Raw genomic sequence first — 15,092 nt, 5'->3', positions numbered from 1 at the left:
GGCGGCGGCGGCGTCCGCCCCCGCCGCGCATTCGGCCCGCAGGCGCTCGGCCTCGACGGCGGCCTGCTGGCGCCCGGCAGCGGCAGAAGCGGCGCCGGCTGCGAGCCAGGCGAGCAGCGAGTCCGCGTCGGCCCGGTCCGGGGCCGCCCCCATGTCCAGGTCAAGGGCCGCGGTTTCGGCCTCGGCGCGGGCCAGCAACAGCTCCAGCCCGCTGTTCAGGCTGGCGACCTCGGCGCGGGCCGTCAGTGCTTTCCGGGCGAGTTCCTGCTCCACAGCCTCGAAGCGCTGCGTGCCGAACAGGCTCTGCAGCAGCTCGAGCCGGTCGGAGGCCTTGGACCGGAGGAAGGCGGCGAAGTCGCCCTGCGGCAGCATCACCACCCGGGTGAACTGTTCGCGGTTCATGCCCAGGACGTCCGTGATCTCCGCGCCGGCCTCGTCGTTGCGGCCGGACTTTTCGATCCATTCGCCGTCGACGCGTTCGCGCAGCAGCGTGTTGGCCTGCTGGACGGTGAAGCCGTTCTTGCCGCGGGCGCTCGGCTTGTTCCAGGCGGGAGAGCGGGAGACTTCGAAGTGCCGGCCGCGGGCCGAGAACTCGCAGGTGACACGGGGCTCGGCAGCTGCCGCGGCGTGGTCGCTGCGCAGCCGCTTGCCGTCCTGGCGGGCGCCTGGCACCGAGCCGTAGAGCGCGAAACAGATGGCGTCCAGGACACTCGTCTTGCCGGCACCCGTGGGCCCGTTCAGAAGGAACAGCCCGTGCGCGCTCAGCCGGTCGAAATCGATGAGTTCTGTGCCGGCGAACGGGCCGAAGGCGGAGATTTCGAGACGGTGGATCCTCACAGCGACATTCCTTCCAGGCGCACGGTTTCGAGGGCGTCGGCCAGGATGGCGGACTCGGCGTCGTCGGCTCCGCGGCCGCGGACGTGTTCGAGGAAGCCGCAGCAGACGGACAGGTCGTCCTCGGCCTCGGCGAGCCTGCTGCTGTAGCTGGCTTTGGCGGCAGCGCCGGCCCCTTCCGGGTCGAAGCCCAGCACGAGGGTGTCCGGGAAGCGGCTCCGCAGCCTCTCCATGGCCTGCGCGGGACGCTGGGCGTCGGTCAGCGTGACCTGGCAGTAGGCGCCTTCGGCCCAGGCAAGGTCCCCGGAGGAGAGCAGCTCGTCCAGTGTGCCGCGCAGCACGGCCAGGGTCCGCGGCGCCGCCCACAGCACCTCGCGGACTTCACCGATTCCGGCGGCATCCACCTCCACGAGCCAGCTGCCCTTCTTGTGCTTCGCCTCGGAGAAGGAGTATGCCAGCGGCGACCCGGAGTAGCGCACGGTGGCGGACAGCTCCTGGCGGCCGTGCAGGTGGCCCAGCGCGGTGTAGCCGAAGCCGTCGAAGAGGTCCAGCGGCACGGCGCCCACCCCGCCGATGCTCAAGTCCCGTTCGCTGTCCGAACTGATCCCGCCGCTGGCGAAGGTGTGCGCCAGGACCACCGAATGGACGGTCCGGGCCCGGGCCCTTTCGTCCAGATCCTCGCGTATCCGGGCGGTGGCAGCCCGGGTCACTTCGAAGTGGCTGGCGGTCTCGACGCCCAGCTGCCCGGCCACGAGCCGGGGCTCGAGCCACGGAATGCCGTAAACGGCCAGCACGGGTCCGGTGCCGTCGGCGTCGTCGTCGAGGGGGAACAGTACGGGCTTGTCCAGTTCGGCGAGCCGGGTACGCAGGTGCACTCCGCCGCGTTCCAGCAGCCGGGAGGCGAAGCCCAGCCGGATGGCCGAGTCGTGGTTGCCGCTGGTCAGCACCACCTGCGCGCCGGCGCCGGTCAGGCGCACCAGGGCGTCGTCGAGCAGTCCGACGACGTAGACGCCGGGCAGTGCACGGTCGTAGACGTCGCCGGCGATGAGGACAACGTCCACCGCCTCATCGCGCACGAAGGTGACGAGCTGGTCGATGAACGCGCGCTGGGCATCGAGCATCCCGACGCCGTGGAACGACCGGCCCAGGTGCCAGTCCGAAGTGTGCAATAACCGCATGCTCCTACGGTATCCGCTGCCACCGACAGGAATGCGCCGCCGCCCCGGCACAGCAACGCGGGGTCACATCGCGCCGGTCCGAAGGCCTGGAACGGGCGCGAAGTGACCCCGCGTTGGCTTAATGTCCCAGTGCAATCGCGGCGACGGTGCTGGCAGCCAGCGTGACGACGGCGGCGGCGGACCACCGCATGAGGGCCGCCGGTGGCGCAGCGGAGGAGCGCCGGAGCTCCCGTCCCCGGGCCAGCACGCAAAGGCCCAGGACCACGGTAGCCGCCATGGCCGTCAGCGCGCACAGGCCCAGATAGTCCGGGGCGCCGGCCCGGGCCGCCAGCACGGAACCGGAGACGGCTCCGGGCTGATTGACGGAGACTGCCCAGCTCCGCCAGATCAAGAGGTCAGCCACCACGAGGGCCAGCAGCGTCCGGCGCCACGCCAGCGACGTACGCTCGGGCTGCAGCCCGGGATCCCGCCCCGTCCCGCCGGTCACCGCACCGCCGATCACCGCGCCACCAGGATCAGCACGGCAAAGATCAGCGCCGCGGCCGCGACCCCGATGGTCATGATGAGCATCACGCCGGAGAACGGCAGCTCGCGGTTGTTGCGCATGGCCGCCTCCATCTGCCCCCACCGGCGGTAGGACAGGGCGGCCAGGCCCGCACCGATGACAGCCAGGACCACGCACAAGCCGATCCGGATCGGCGTCGGGGCGATGCCCGGCGCCAGCTGGTCGATGGCCAGGGCCCCCGCGATCAGGGCCAGTGACGTCCTGACCCAGGCCAGGAAGGTACGTTCGTTGGCAAGGGAAAACCGGTAGTCGGGCGTACTGCCGCTCTTCCGCCAAGCTGGCTCGCGCATCATGTCCCCTGCTGTTCCTTTGTTGACCGACGAGGCTCTCCGCTCCACCCCGTCTCGCGGCGCCGGAGCGGCCCTCAACAGCACACTACCGGGCGGGTAAAATTGCATGGCATGAGCAACGAGCCGGTCACCACCCCCGCAGCGGTCCCCGCACCGTCCGCAATCCCCTCGCACGAGTCCCGGATCCACGGCTGCCTGCTCGGCGGCGCCCTCGGCGATTCCCTCGGCTACGCCGTCGAATCCGACGACATCGCCACGATCCGCATGAGGTTCGGTCCGGAGGGGCTCCAGGACTTTTCAGCGCTCGACGGCGGCAGCCACTTTTCCGATGACACCCAGCTGACGCTTTACACCGTGGACGGGCTGCTGGAGGCGCTGGAGTGGGCAAACTCGGGTGTGGGTGCGGACACGAACGCGTGCCTGTGGCTCGCCTACCTTCGCTGGCTTGGGACCCAGGGCGTCCCGGTTCCGGAGGCGGCGCCGTTCCAGCCTGCCCGCTGGATCGATTCCCACGCGGTCCTCCGGCACCGCCGCGGCCCCGCAGTCGCGTGCCTCAGCGGCCTGGCCACCGGTGAGATGGGAACGTTCTACCGGCCGGTCAACCCGGAGTCCAAGGACTGCGGAACCGTGATGCGCTCGGCGCCCTTCGGGCTGATCCCCTACATCGCTGCCGAGGGGGTCTACAAGCTCAGCGCCGACGCTGCCTCGCTGACCCATGGGCACCCCGCCGCCCGGCAGGGCGCCGGCGTCTTCAGCCTCGTCATCCATGCCCTGACCGCAGGGCAGGGCCTGGATGACGCCGCCGCGTTCGCGCTGGCGCAGCTGGGCGCAGGTCATCTGCGCAAGGGTGAAGAGCCCGATCCCGACCTCGCCGCGCGGCTCGACGCGGCGTTGCGCCTGGCGCGAAGCGGGACACACCTGGCCCCGGAGGAACTGGTGAGGGAACTCGGCGGGGGGCGGGTGGCCGAGGAGGCACTCGCCGTCGCGCTGTACGCGGTCCTGGCCACCGAACCGGGCCCGACGGCGGCGGCCGCGGACCGTCCCAAGGCCCACTTCAGGGCGGCAATCGCCCTCGCGGTAAACCACAGCGGGGACAGCGACTCGACGGCATCCATTGCCGGGAACATCCTGGGCACTTTTTACGGCGAGGAGTGCCTGCCGGAAGAATGGCTTGAGGCGCTGGAAGCCACGGAGGTCATCCGGGGCATGGCCTCGCGGCTGGCGGCTGTCACCGGGGCTTGAAACTGCCGGCCTGATCCGGCCGGGGCCTAAGCCCGCCGCAGCGAGATGTTGTTGCAGGCCTCGCACACGTCTTCCGGGATCAGTCCGCGGCGCTGCAGGATGCCGAAGACCGCGCAGCCGAGGCAGAAGCCCGCGAACGATTCAAGGGACGCGGCCACCATCAGGACCGCGAGCAGGATCCAGGCGGCCGGGGCGAAGCCGGCGGCCAGCAGGATCGCTGATGCTGTGGAAATGACGGCGCCGATGCCCTGGGCAAAGCGCTTCGGCGGCCCGGGGACCAGCCGGGACTTCCCCAGCAGCGGCGTCAGGACTTTGACGGAGAGTATCGCGAACGGGGAGATCCGCGGGCCGAACAGCAGCCGCAGCCAGAACCCGACGGCGATCAGCACCAGCCCCCAGCCGGAGCCGGTCAGCAGCGTCAGCACGGCCAGGACAACCACGAGTCCGGCGGTGATGCGCGCGGCGTACTCGTTGACCGGGTTGGGAAACGCGAAGACCTGACGCCAGCCGGTCCCGTCCTGCCCTGCGGTTGCGGGCCTAGGTGCCTCCGTCAGTTTGCTCATCATCCAAGGCTAGGAGCGGGCTTCCCCGGGGGCGAAATGTTGTTGCGCCGTGTGACCTGCAGACTCGGGGCGGGACTGTCCTCAGGTGATCGCGGCGGACGCCACATGGCCGCCCACCATCTGCAGGAATTCGCCCTCCGAGATGACCTCGATCTGCTGGCCGCGCTCGTGCAGTTCCAGGACCCGCCGGGCTTTGCCCGTGAGCCGGCCGGAGCGCAGGTCGGCGGCGACGAACCCGTCCCCCACCACCAGGACGGTGGTGCGGGCCGTGACCCGGCTCTCGGGCCGGGCGCCGAGTTCGGCGGAGCGGCTCTTGGCCTCGGGCCGGGGTATCGCCAGTTCGCCGGTAAACACCACGGTCTGGCCGAACAGCGGGTGGCCGGCTTCGGCCAGGGCGTTCGGCAGCGGGTTGGCTCCCTCTTCGGGCCAGCCGGGCTGGTAGGCGCGGACCGGCGTGGCAGCGTCCACTCCCCCGGCGAGGGCTTCGAGAGCCGACAGGCTGGCCTTGGACAGAGGGTCCCGCAGGGGGTCGAAGGCCGGCTGGCGGGAGATGCTGAGGCCCAGGGACAGGTAGAGTTCGGCGATGCTGGCGGCGCCGTTGCGGGCGGCAATGTCGATCAGGATCCCGGCGCAGGCCCGGGCGTCCTCGGCGGCGTCGTGGTGGTTCACCAGCGGGACGCCCGCCTCCTCGGCCGCATACGGCAGGGAGTTAGACACCAGCGAGTAGCACCTGCGGGACAGCATGACCGTGCAGACGTAGTCATAGGCGGGGCCCGGCAGCCCGGAGACCTCGAGCCCGGAGCGGATCACGCCGAGATCGAAGGCGGCGTTGTGGGCAGCGAGCACGTCGCCGCCGATGAACGCCCCGATCTCCGGGAAGAGCTCACCGAAGCGGGGAAGGCCCGCCACCTGCTCCGGCCGGATGCCGTGGATCCGCACGTTGTGGCGGTCGAAGCGGTCGTGGTTTTCCGGCGGCCGCATCAGCCAGGCGGCCTCCTCGACGACGACGCCGCCGCGGACCTTGCTCAGGCCAACAGCGCACGGTGAACCGCGGAAGCCGTTCGCGGTCTCAAAGTCGATCGCCGTAAAGTCCAAACCCACGCCCCAACGTTACCGCCCGCACCCGGACCGGCCCGCATCGGGCACCCGGACCGGCCCGCATCGGGCGCCCGGACCGGCCCGCATCGGGCGCCCCCTGCGTCGGCCGGTTCCCTTCCCGCGCCCTGCAGGGAAGCCCGACGGCGGCCGTCCAGTACCCTTAACGGGTGAACCTTATAGCAATGAGTGACCTTGCCGTGTCCGCGATCGGAGGCGCAGGGCCCGTGCAGCCGCACCTGTCCTCGCTCCTGCCCGATTGGCTCAACCCCCAGGTCTTCCTGGCGAATCCGGCCTTCGCGCCCTGGGTGGTCCTGCTGGTTTGTGGCATCATCTTCGCCGAAACCGGACTGCTGATCGGCTTCTTCCTGCCCGGGGACTCCATGCTGTTCACGGCCGGTCTGCTCGTGGCCACCGGCACCATCCAGGTCAACATCTGGGTGCTGACCGCCCTCATCATCGTCGCCGCGATTATCGGCAACCAGGTTGGCTACCTGATCGGGTCCAAAGCCGGGCCCTCGATCTTCAACAAGCCCAATTCCAAGCTGTTCAAGCGTGAAAACGTGGAAAACGCGCATGCCTTCTTCGAGAAGCACGGCGGCAAGGCCCTGATCCTCGCCCGCTTCGTCCCGATCATCCGCACGTTCGTCCCGGTGATCGTGGGCGTCGCGCAGATGGACAAGCGCAAATTCTTCACGTATAACGTGATCGGCGCGGTGCTTTGGGGCGGCGGCGTCACCCTGCTCGGGTACCTGCTGGGCGACACGGTGCCGTGGGTCAAGGACAACCTGGACATTATCTTCATCGTCATCGTCCTGGTGTCCGTGATTCCGATCGGCATCGAAGTCATCCGCGGCATCGTCGCCAAACGCCAGGCCGAGAAGTACGGCTCGGACGTCGTTGAAGAGTTCATCGAGGAACACGAGCCCGAGGAAGAACGCAAGACCCCCTAGCAGCACCCGGGCCGGCTACCGCCCGGCCAGGGCCTCCACGATCGCGGGCAGCAGCGCCCGGAAGGCGTGGCCGCGGTGGCTGATGGCGTTCTTCTCCCCCGGGCTCAGCTCTGCGCAGCTGCGGTCCAGGCCGGTCGGCTGGAGCACGGGGTCATAGCCAAAGCCGCCGGCGCCGCGCGGCTCCCGCAGGAGGGTGCCTTCCAGCTGCCCGTACTCGACGACTTCGCGCCCCTGCCCCTGCGCGGATCCGGGGACAGCCAGCGCCGCCGCGCAGACGAACGCCGCGCCCCGGTACTCGTCCGGCACGTCCGCCAACTGGTCCAGCAGCAGCCGCAGGTTGGCGGCGTCGTCCCCGTGCCGGCCCGCCCAGCGGGCCGAAAAGATGCCCGGCGCCCCGCCGAGCACGTCCACGGCGAGCCCGGAGTCGTCGGCAATCGCCACGAGCCCGGTGGCCCGGGCCACCGCCCGCGCCTTCAGCAGTGAGTTCTCCGCAAAGGTCACGCCTGTTTCGGCAACGTCGGGGGCTCCGACGGCGGCGGCGTCCACCACCTGGGTGTCGACGTCGAGTCCTGGCACCTGCCCGCGCAGCAGTTCGCGGAGTTCGCGGAGCTTGCCCTTGTTGTGGGTGGCAAGCACCAGAACCGGCGCGGGCGCCGGAACGCTTGCCGTCACGGTGCTTCGGCCAGGGTTTCGCGCTGGATGGCGGCGAGCTGCTCCGTGCCCAGCAGTGCCAGGTCCAGGAGCTTGTTCAGCTCGTCCCGGTCGAAGGGCGCACCCTCGGCGGTGCCCTGGACCTCGACGAACTTGCCGGAGCCGGTGACGACGACGTTCATGTCGGTTTCGGCGCGGACGTCCTCGACGTAGGGCAGGTCCAGCATCGGGATGCCGTCGATGATGCCGACGGAGACAGCGGCGATCGTGTCAACCAGGGGCTGGGCATTGCGCGGGATCATCTTCTTTTCGCGGGCGAAGCGGATCGCATCCGCCAGCGCCACGTAGGCGCCGGTGATCGCGGCGGTGCGGGTGCCGCCGTCGGCCTGCAGGACATCGCAGTCCAGCACGATGGTGATCTCGCCAAGGGCCTTGGTGTCGATGATGGAGCGCAGCGAGCGGCCGATCAGCCGGGAAATCTCGTGGGTGCGGCCGCCGATCTTGCCCTTGACGGATTCGCGGTCGGAGCGGGTGTTCGTGGCGCGGGGCAGCATGGCGTATTCGGCGGTGACCCAGCCGCGGCCCTCGCCCTTGAGCCAGCGGGGAACGCCTTCGGTCAGGGAAGCCGTGCACAGCACCCGGGTGTTGCCGAACTCGATCAGGGCCGAGCCTTCGGCCTGCTTGGACCAGCCGCGGGTGATGCTGATCGGGCGGAGCTGGTCCGGGGTGCGGCCATCGGCGCGGATGACGGGGGCAGTAAGGGCTTCGGAAGTCATGCCCCTAGCTTATCGATCTTGCGGGCGTCCTCGGCGCGGAACCCCGGGGCCCGGGGCGCGTCCGCGCGGGACCCGCCCACGCCGTCAGATCGTGTAGTGCACGCCCGCGACGGCGACGGCCACATGCTGACCGAAGACTTCCTTGGCCTCCGCCATGACGGTGCTGGGGGACGTCCAGACCGGGATGTGCGTCAGGAGCAGCCGCCGGGCACCGGCGGCCCCGGCGGCCAGCCCCGCGCGTTTGCCGGTCAGGTGGACGTCCTTGATGCCGTCGTCGCGGCCTTCCTCGAAGGCCGCCTCGCACAGGAAGAGGTCCGCGTCCCGGGCGGCGTCTTCCAGTCCGCTGCAGGAGTCCGTGTCCCCGGAATAGCTCAGGACGCGGGTGACGGGGTTGCCGTCCTTGTCAGGTTCCGTGACCTCCACGCGGAGCGCGTAGGCCTCCTCGACAGGGTGGTTGACGGCGAAGGGCGTCACGGAGAAGGGGCCCACGCGCACGGGCTTGCGCTCGGACCAGTTGCTGAAGTCGAATTCCTCGTGCATGCCGGGGTCCAGTTCGAGGCCGTAGGCCGTAGCCATCCGGTCCGCGGTTGCCGCCGGTCCCCAGACCGGGATCCTTCCAGCGTCCCAGCCGCCCGGCTTCCAGCGCACCGCCACGTGCAGCCCGCACAGGTCCATGCAGTGGTCCGGATGCAGGTGGGTCAGGAAGACGGCATCGATGTCCTCCAGGTCGGTGTAGCGCTGGATGGCGCCGAGCGCGCCGCTGCCAAGATCCAGGACAATCTTCCAGTTACGCTCGCCGTCGTTGGCGGTCAGCAGGTAGCACGACGCCGGCGAGCCGGGCCCCGGGAAGGAACCGGTGCAGCCCACGATGGTCAGCTTCACAGCAGAGGTCCCCCGCCCGCGGATCCGCCCACGAAGTTGGAGATCCGCGGCCGTCCCGCGCCGGTCTGCGCGGCGGCGATCATTTCGGGGGTGATCCTGGCGAGGCTGCCCGTGGGGTACTGGGCAGCGACGTGGTCCACGTGGCGGACGCTCAGGACCTCGGGGCCGAGGAAGCGGCGCGCGAGGTGCTCGAACTGCCCGGCGTCCCCCGTGGCGATGAAGTTGTGCTCGGGTGCGGAGGTGCCGGTGCGCTCCAGGCCGCGGGACGCGAGCGCCCGGTAGACGTCCTTGGCGGTCTCCTCCGCGCTGGAGACCAGGGTGACGTCCTCGCCCATGACGTAGGAGATCACGCCGGTGAGCAGCGGGTAGTGGGTGCAGCCGAGCACCACGGTGTCCACCCCGGCGGCCTTCAGCGGTTCAAGGTATTCGCGGGCGACGGCGAGCAGCTCGGGGCCCGTGGTGATGCCGGCCTCCACGTAGGGCACGAAGGCCGGGCACGCCACCGAGGTGATGATCAGGTCCGGCGCCGCCGCGAAGGTGTCCTCGTAGGCACGGGAGCCGACGGTGGCCGACGTGCCGATCACGCCGACCCGGCCGCTGCGGGTGGCGGCAACCGCGCGTCGAACGGCCGGCTGGATCACTTCGATCACGGGAATCCCGTACCGGGCTGTGTAGCGTTCCCGGGCGTCGCGGAGCACGGCGGCGGAGGCGGAGTTGCAGGCAATGGTCAGGAGCTTGACGCCGGAATCCACCAGCTCGTCCATCACCCCGAGGGCATTCGCGCGGACCTCGGCGATGGGCAACGGCCCGTAGGGCCCGTGGGCGGTGTCGCCGACATACAGGATGGATTCGTTGGGCAGCTGGTCAATGATGGACCGCGCCACCGTGAGGCCGCCGACGCCGGAGTCGAAGACGCCGATCGGGCGCTCCCCCAGCCCGGCATTTCCGGCGCTGCCCGCTGCGGTCTCCGCCGCAGCTGGCGCTGCCGGATCCGTGCTCGATGCTGAAGTCATGATTATTCGAGGATAGGGCTTCACTACAGGCGCGGCCATCACATTGTGTCGTGCAACTCGTGTCTGATGGGTCACACGGCGGGTTCACGCGGCGGGTTCCGACGGCGGGCGACGAGGGCGACCGACGCGGAGCGACGCGGAGCAGAGCCCAGTGTCATTTTTCGGAGTCGTCTGCACAAGCTGCCCTGAAAGTACGGGAGTTGTGCAGACGGGTATGGACATCTGGTGTCCGAAGTCCCCTGCACAAAGCGTCACTTTGGTCGGGAGTCGGCTGCACGTAACCTGAATGGATCTCGGGGGCCGTGAAGGAAGGCGCCGGTACAGGCTGGGGTCTTGGTAGTTACGGCGTGAATTGAGCGCTAAGGCCGTGCCCACCGGAGGTTCACGTTGCGTCGGCTCGCTGGCGGGAGAAGGTCAGGTGGCCGGCGCGGCGCGCTGGATGGCCCGGTGAACGGTGGAGCGGGCGACGCCGAAGAGGTCGGCGATCTCCGTTGTGGTGTGTGTTCCGCCCCGGTGGAGGGTCACTAGGTCGGCTTCCTGCCTTCTGGAGAGTTTGGGCTGTCGACCTCGAAGCTTGCCCTTGGCCTTCGCCACCGCCATGCCTTCGCGGGTCCGGGCGCGGATGAGGTCGGCTTCGAATCCGGCGGCCATGCCCGGGACGTTAAACAGCAGCTTTCCAATCGGGTCCTGGGGGTTGTAGATGCTGCCGCCGATGTTGAGGGGCGCGCCCTTGCGTGTGAGCTCGCCGGCGATATAGCACCGGGAAACGACCCGAAAATCACGCATCTGTTGCGTCGACCCTCAGAAACCGCCGCACCTTCTCCGGGCATTAATTCGGGCAGGGTATATGGGAATCCGGCAAGGGCGGAAACACGCGGATGTGACGAAGGCCCAGAGGCAGCGCCGGGACGTCCGGTGGACGACCGATGCTTACGGTGAGTCAGACCCCGTAGGTGATGCCACCTATATCCTCACTGGCTTACGGACAGAGGATAGAGACAGAGAATCAACGCGAAGACTCAAGCAGGCAACTGCAGGGGCGGTTCTGACGGAAAGTCCTCACTGGCCATCCGGCAACTTTGATCTGAGTTCCTCCGCCTCGGAAGCGAGGGCCCGACGCTGGTCCCGCGTCAGTCTTCTAAACTGCAGGTCGAGGACTACCCGGCTGCCCAATTCGCCTACACCCAACAGCTGACCAACCCGACGGATTGCTTCGTCCGCATCCTCTGAAGCCTCAATCATCCGAAAGACCTCGTCACGCCGATCTATCGCCCGCACAAGGGCATCGACGACCATCAATTGGTCCCTGATCCGCCGCTCGTCCTCATCCATGCGGCGATTCTTGCACGACGGAAGTCATTCGCCATTGCGTCCGGCTGCGGCTCGGCTCACGGGCGTTCCTCAAATAGGCCGGCTAGAACCATCGAAAGTTGGCCCCGACCTCGAAACGAGACTAAGGGATTGCCGACAATTGGTTGGGAATATCCCCACTTCCGACGTCGCAACGGTCGGTAAGCTCTAGACACAACCATTGGGGGAACAATGAGATTAGAAGTGCTCAAAACAGCTCTTTTCGGTGTGCTCTTGCTGTCACTCGCCGGCTGTTCGAGCTATCCCGGCATCGCGGCTGTCCACCGCGTCGCTGAAGCACGTGACGATCTACCGGCCGAAATTGTGAGAGCGGACGCGGATCAACCTTCAAACTTCAGACTTCTAGTCGAGCAATCGGGAGTGAAGTACTTCGTCTCCGAGAGCGATGACTACATGAGTGCCTGCATAGCGGCATATCCCATCGACGAACCCCAACAGTGGACATTGGCATGTAGCGGCGGGATCACGAATGAACGGGAAATCGTGACCAGTAGCCACATCGGCCAACCAACGGTCAAGTTGGTAACGACTGGCTTCGACACTCGCACACTTGAAACCGAGGGATGGAAGAAGATCCACGAGAACGTCCTGGTGGGGTCATCAACCCGGTCTTAGGCGCCCGGTAGAGGATGGCGGATTCAGGCGGTCATTGCAACAGGAGTCCTTCGATCAGTTCGATCGGGTTTCTGAACTCTAGTCTTTTGCGTGGCCGGTCGTTGAGTTCCTGGGCGACCCAGTCGAGGTCTGTCGCGCTGTGGATGCTCAGGTCGGTGCCTTTGGGGAAGTACTGGCGCAGCAGGCCATTCGTGTTTTCATTGATGCCCCGCTGCCAGGGCGAGTGCGGGTCGCAAAAGTAGATGTCGATGCCGGCGTCGATCTTCACGGTTTTCCAGTCCTGCATCTCGATGCCCTGGTCCCAGGTAAGGGACTGCCTCAGCGCCTCGGGGAGCGTCTTGATCTTGGCTGCCAGAGCGTCACGCATCTGTTCTGCTCTGTATCCATCCGGCAGATGAACGAGCATCGTGTAGTTGGTGGGTCTCTCCACGAGGGTCCCGATCGCGGACTGGTTGCCTTTGCCGACGATCAGGTCGCCCTCCCAGTGCCCTGGCGCCGCACGGTCCTGAACCTCGGGAGGACGTTCGGAAATGTTAATCATCCCCGGGATCCGGTTCTTCCGCTGGCCGGCTTTCCTGCAGGGCTGCCTGAGCGCACGTCCGGTGCGCAGGGACGCCGTCAGATCACGCTTCAGCGCCCCGCGGGACTGCACCTACAGGGACTGGTAGATCGTCTCGGGTGACACCGGCATCTCCGGCTCATCGGGGAACTCGACCCGGAGCCGTCCTGCGATCTGCTCCGGCGAGTACTTCTTTTTCAGGTCCTCTTCCACCTTCGCACGCAGCACCGTGTTCGTGTGCAGTTTCGCCGGTTTCGGCCGCGAGGCCAGCTCATACGCCAGCGCGTGGGCCGAGGTCACCCGGTAAGGCAACCCGGCCACCGAGTTACGGCGCAGCTCCCTGGACACCGTCGAGGCTGATCTGTCGATCGCGGCCCCGATCCGGCGCAGCGAGTGTCCCTGGGCGTGCAGCACCGCGATCTCTTCCCGCTGGGCGAAGGTCAGGCACCTGCCCTTCAGATCCCGGCCGCGGCGGGGCCTGACACCCCCGGCCTCCGCCAGAACCCGGCGCCCGGTCCGCCTGCTCGTATTGATCGGCACAACGGCATCGGTGATGAAATCACCGGCCTGCATCCCTGCCCAAAACAGCTGCAGAAGATCCGGTCTTACGTAAATTGAATACCTCGCCATGACAACACCCATCCGCTAAGTGTTGCAATCACCGCAAGAACCCAAAGATCCCTTACCGGGACACCCGGGCTTTGCGGATCCGCTTGAGGTATTGGAGGGGCCAACTAGACTCGCTTGAACAACGAGGTTTGGGGAACCGATATGAGTACGCCAATAGTGCCGGCCAAAACGTCGACTAATCGACTGAACCGGCTGTCCGTCGCAGCCATCATCGTCGCCGTAATCGCCGTCTCCGGCGTCTGGATCTTTGGCACCGCAGTTGTTGCTGTCTTTGCTGTGGGGTCCGGACACATGGCCCTCAGCCAGATTAGGTTGAAGGGAGAACGCGGCCGTGGTCTGGCCATTGTTGCCCTGGCCATCGGCTACGGCATCGCCATGTTCGCGTTGATCAATACGTTGATGTTCATTCCCGGCGCGCTCCAGCAGCTCGTTAGCTAGCGTCCATCCCGACAAGAGTCCAGCTTAATGAGTGCACGGTAAAGGATCCCCTACCGGACGCTCCGGACACCCAGCGCCTTACGTGAAGGAGTCAACCAAACCGCCGTCAGGCCCAATGGATTCTTTTGCCGGGCAACGTCCGACTGGTTTTCCACAACTTTGGATTATTTCTCGACTTCGGGATTTTATGAGCGGACCATTCTTATCTCTGGCAGCTCATCCACGTCCCATGCCTGTACCTTGCGCGCTCCGTCCGGACTGAACCCTGACTTTCGGTAGAAGGCTCTAGCACGCGGGTTGCCCTCAAGTACCCAGAGGTAGGCCGGAGTGTCGCCGATGGCGGCCTCCAAAAGTTGGGTACCGAGACCGGAACCGTGGGTACGGCTCAGGGTATAGATCCTATAGAGCTCCGGGATGCCGAGCATTTCCGGGTCCCGTGCCGGGCCAGCGTCGGCCAGCCCCACCACTTCGCCGGCCTCATCATGGGCTACGAGCCGGGGATCCTCACTCGCCAGGAACATGCGGCGCTGGTCTATACGTTCGGCAATGCTGTCCCGGTGGCTGGCAAAGAACGTCGACGGGAGCAGGTGACCGTAAGATTCCTCGTGTGCAGCGGTGTGCATCCGGACTACGGCTTCAGCATCTGCTGGCGTCGTTTGGCTAATTCTGTAGCGCATCTTTGTAGCCTACCCACAACGCCGGTGAAGGATCCTTCACCGGTCGCTGTGGGACTCACGAAGGTCGAGGCGCATGACGGGCCGGCTTGCGTAGGTTCGGCCGATCTCTCGGAATCCGGCGGACTCGTACGTCGCGAGCGTACCGGTGAACAAGGCTGATCCGGAGACCAGTGATGCCTGAAGCCTCTCGACGTCCACCGGATGCCCATCCACGACGGATGCCCCGTGCGCTCGGGCATGTTCGGCGCCTGCGCGGAGGAGCGCCAAACCGACCCCGATGCGGCGATACTCGGGAGAGACCGCAAAACAGGTTACCCACCACGCGTTGGGATCATCGTCGAGCACGCGCCGGAGTGCCCGGTTCTTTAGGATTCCGGGGAGCGACGCGCGCGGCACGACTCTCGTCCATCCAACCGGCAGACCGTTGACGTAGGCCAGCAGGCCGATGGGAACGACTGCTCCGTCGATTTCATGCTGGAGTGCGTCTCGGTTGCTCGATTCGTCGTGGACCCGGAATCGCTGACACCAGCAGGAGTCACGGTTCGACGCGCGACGACCGAACACCTGCACCACGTCGTCCCACCGTTCAGTTGTAGCGGGGTAGACAGTGAGATCGAGGGGTCCGCGCCCATCGCGCGACGTTGCCATGCGGCCACACTAACAGGGGCCGGTGCGGTCGTATCCGTAAGCCAGTGAGGATATAGGTGGCATCACCTACGGGGTCTGACTCACCGTAAGCCTGACGCGATGTTGTTGTCCT

The 15,092-nt window shown here is 67.2% G+C and carries 17 protein-coding genes and 2 pseudogenes; 4 read left to right on the top strand and 15 right to left on the bottom strand.

Going from position 1 to position 15,092, the window contains the following annotated elements; translation table 11 throughout:
- The 4 genes from BJG92_RS15645 to BJG92_RS15630 all read right to left on the bottom strand — a co-directional run.
- Nucleotides 1–837 (bottom strand): AAA family ATPase (locus BJG92_RS15645; protein ID WP_232084909.1); only part of this gene is annotated, 837 nt, incomplete at its 3' end.
- A complete protein-coding gene (locus BJG92_RS15640) occupies nucleotides 834–2,012 on the bottom strand; it encodes an exonuclease SbcCD subunit D (RefSeq protein ID WP_232084908.1) in 1,179 nt (392 codons plus the stop codon). The genes BJG92_RS15645 and BJG92_RS15640, both read right to left, overlap by 4 nt.
- Before the next feature lie 118 nt (nucleotides 2,013–2,130).
- Entirely contained in the window at nucleotides 2,131–2,514 is a 384-nt protein-coding gene (locus BJG92_RS15635) for a DUF202 domain-containing protein (RefSeq protein ID WP_232084907.1), read from the bottom strand.
- A complete protein-coding gene (locus BJG92_RS15630; RefSeq protein ID WP_232084906.1) occupies nucleotides 2,511–2,870 on the bottom strand; it encodes a YidH family protein in 360 nt (119 codons plus the stop codon). The genes BJG92_RS15635 and BJG92_RS15630 overlap by 4 nt, the downstream gene beginning before the upstream one ends.
- A gap of 108 nt (nucleotides 2,871–2,978) precedes the next feature.
- Here BJG92_RS15630 and BJG92_RS15625 point away from each other — a divergent pair, with 108 nt between their 5' ends.
- Complete coding sequence (locus tag BJG92_RS15625; RefSeq protein ID WP_232084905.1) at nucleotides 2,979–4,109, top strand: ADP-ribosylglycohydrolase family protein; 1,131 nt, start codon at nucleotides 2,979–2,981, stop codon at nucleotides 4,107–4,109.
- Between the two features lie 26 nt (nucleotides 4,110–4,135).
- Here BJG92_RS15625 and BJG92_RS15620 read toward each other — a convergent pair whose 3' ends face one another.
- Nucleotides 4,136–4,672, bottom strand: a complete 537-nt coding sequence (locus BJG92_RS15620; protein ID WP_232084904.1) for a DUF4395 domain-containing protein — start codon at nucleotides 4,670–4,672, stop codon at nucleotides 4,136–4,138.
- Nucleotides 4,673–4,753: 81 nt separating this feature from the next.
- Nucleotides 4,754–5,773 (bottom strand): exonuclease domain-containing protein, encoded by a 1,020-nt coding sequence (locus BJG92_RS15615; RefSeq protein ID WP_232084903.1) that lies wholly within the window; start codon nucleotides 5,771–5,773, stop codon nucleotides 4,754–4,756.
- 179 nt (nucleotides 5,774–5,952) lie between these two features.
- Between BJG92_RS15615 and BJG92_RS15610 the strand changes: the two genes are divergently transcribed.
- On the top strand, nucleotides 5,953–6,720 hold the full coding sequence (locus tag BJG92_RS15610; RefSeq protein WP_232084910.1) for a VTT domain-containing protein: 768 nt from the start codon (nucleotides 5,953–5,955) through the stop codon (nucleotides 6,718–6,720).
- Nucleotides 6,721–6,735: 15 nt separating this feature from the next.
- Here the strand turns inward: BJG92_RS15610 and rdgB are convergent, their stop codons facing one another.
- From rdgB to BJG92_RS15580, 6 genes and pseudogenes are all read right to left on the bottom strand, one after another.
- Nucleotides 6,736–7,392 carry an RdgB/HAM1 family non-canonical purine NTP pyrophosphatase gene (gene rdgB, locus BJG92_RS15605; protein ID WP_232084902.1) on the bottom strand — a complete coding sequence of 219 codons (657 nt, stop codon included), beginning with the start codon at nucleotides 7,390–7,392 and terminating at the stop codon, nucleotides 6,736–6,738.
- Complete coding sequence (gene rph, locus BJG92_RS15600; RefSeq protein WP_232084901.1) at nucleotides 7,389–8,147, bottom strand: ribonuclease PH; 759 nt, start codon at nucleotides 8,145–8,147, stop codon at nucleotides 7,389–7,391. Before rph ends, rdgB begins: the two co-directional genes overlap by 4 nt.
- An 84-nt stretch (nucleotides 8,148–8,231) precedes the next feature.
- A complete protein-coding gene (locus BJG92_RS15595; RefSeq protein WP_232084900.1) occupies nucleotides 8,232–9,029 on the bottom strand; it encodes an MBL fold metallo-hydrolase in 798 nt (265 codons plus the stop codon).
- Entirely contained in the window at nucleotides 9,026–10,042 is a 1,017-nt protein-coding gene (gene murI / locus BJG92_RS15590; protein WP_374199809.1) for a glutamate racemase, read from the bottom strand. The genes BJG92_RS15595 and murI overlap by 4 nt, the downstream gene beginning before the upstream one ends.
- Before the next feature lie 414 nt (nucleotides 10,043–10,456).
- Nucleotides 10,457–10,795, bottom strand: a pseudogene (locus tag BJG92_RS15585) (helix-turn-helix domain-containing protein); the annotation flags it as partial.
- A 306-nt stretch (nucleotides 10,796–11,101) separates the two neighbouring features.
- A complete protein-coding gene (locus BJG92_RS15580) occupies nucleotides 11,102–11,374 on the bottom strand; it encodes a DNA gyrase subunit A (protein ID WP_232084898.1) in 273 nt (90 codons plus the stop codon).
- 222 nt (nucleotides 11,375–11,596) lie between these two features.
- Between BJG92_RS15580 and BJG92_RS15575 the strand changes: the two genes are divergently transcribed.
- A complete protein-coding gene (locus tag BJG92_RS15575; RefSeq protein WP_232084897.1) occupies nucleotides 11,597–12,028 on the top strand; it encodes a hypothetical protein in 432 nt (143 codons plus the stop codon).
- Between the two features lie 31 nt (nucleotides 12,029–12,059).
- Here the strand turns inward: BJG92_RS15575 and BJG92_RS15570 are convergent.
- Nucleotides 12,060–13,088 (bottom strand): annotated as a pseudogene (locus BJG92_RS15570) (IS30 family transposase).
- Between the two features lie 270 nt (nucleotides 13,089–13,358).
- On the opposite strand from BJG92_RS15570, the gene BJG92_RS15565 reads away from it, so the two are divergent.
- Nucleotides 13,359–13,655 (top strand): DUF4190 domain-containing protein, encoded by a 297-nt coding sequence (locus BJG92_RS15565; RefSeq protein ID WP_232084896.1) that lies wholly within the window; start codon nucleotides 13,359–13,361, stop codon nucleotides 13,653–13,655.
- Between the two features lie 185 nt (nucleotides 13,656–13,840).
- Here the strand turns inward: BJG92_RS15565 and BJG92_RS15560 are convergent, their stop codons facing one another.
- Together BJG92_RS15560 and BJG92_RS15555 are read right to left on the bottom strand one after the other, a co-directional pair.
- Nucleotides 13,841–14,332: a GNAT family N-acetyltransferase gene (locus BJG92_RS15560; protein ID WP_232084895.1), complete on the bottom strand. Its 492-nt coding sequence runs from the start codon at nucleotides 14,330–14,332 to the stop codon at nucleotides 13,841–13,843.
- 36 nt (nucleotides 14,333–14,368) lie between these two features.
- Entirely contained in the window at nucleotides 14,369–14,980 is a 612-nt protein-coding gene (locus BJG92_RS15555) for a GNAT family N-acetyltransferase (protein ID WP_232084894.1), read from the bottom strand.
- Between the last annotated feature and the right edge of the window lie 112 nt (nucleotides 14,981–15,092).

The sequence above is a fragment of the Arthrobacter sp. SO5 genome, assembly GCF_020532805.1.
In the GTDB taxonomy this organism is placed as follows: Bacteria; Actinomycetota; Actinomycetes; order Actinomycetales; family Micrococcaceae; genus Arthrobacter.
The sequence above is the reverse complement of the archived record's forward strand: the minus strand, read 5'-3'. Positions and strand labels throughout refer to the sequence as shown.

Coding starts and splice junctions, on each gene's coding strand:
- BJG92_RS15640 (WP_232084908.1), bottom strand. CDS start 2,012: ATGCGGTTATTGCACACTTCGGACTGGCACCTGGGCCGGTCGTTCCAC.
- BJG92_RS15630 (WP_232084906.1), bottom strand. CDS start 2,870: ATGATGCGCGAGCCAGCTTGGCGGAAGAGCGGCAGTACGCCCGACTAC.
- BJG92_RS15625 (WP_232084905.1), top strand. CDS start 2,979: ATGAGCAACGAGCCGGTCACCACCCCCGCAGCGGTCCCCGCACCGTCC.
- BJG92_RS15620 (WP_232084904.1), bottom strand. CDS start 4,672: ATGAGCAAACTGACGGAGGCACCTAGGCCCGCAACCGCAGGGCAGGAC.
- BJG92_RS15610 (WP_232084910.1), top strand. CDS start 5,953: ATGAGTGACCTTGCCGTGTCCGCGATCGGAGGCGCAGGGCCCGTGCAG.
- rph (WP_232084901.1), bottom strand. CDS start 8,147: ATGACTTCCGAAGCCCTTACTGCCCCCGTCATCCGCGCCGATGGCCGC.
- murI (WP_374199809.1), bottom strand. CDS start 10,042: ATGACTTCAGCATCGAGCACGGATCCGGCAGCGCCAGCTGCGGCGGAG.
- BJG92_RS15580 (WP_232084898.1), bottom strand. CDS start 11,374: ATGGATGAGGACGAGCGGCGGATCAGGGACCAATTGATGGTCGTCGAT.
- BJG92_RS15565 (WP_232084896.1), top strand. CDS start 13,359: ATGAGTACGCCAATAGTGCCGGCCAAAACGTCGACTAATCGACTGAAC.
- BJG92_RS15560 (WP_232084895.1), bottom strand. CDS start 14,332: ATGCGCTACAGAATTAGCCAAACGACGCCAGCAGATGCTGAAGCCGTA.
- BJG92_RS15555 (WP_232084894.1), bottom strand. CDS start 14,980: ATGGCAACGTCGCGCGATGGGCGCGGACCCCTCGATCTCACTGTCTAC.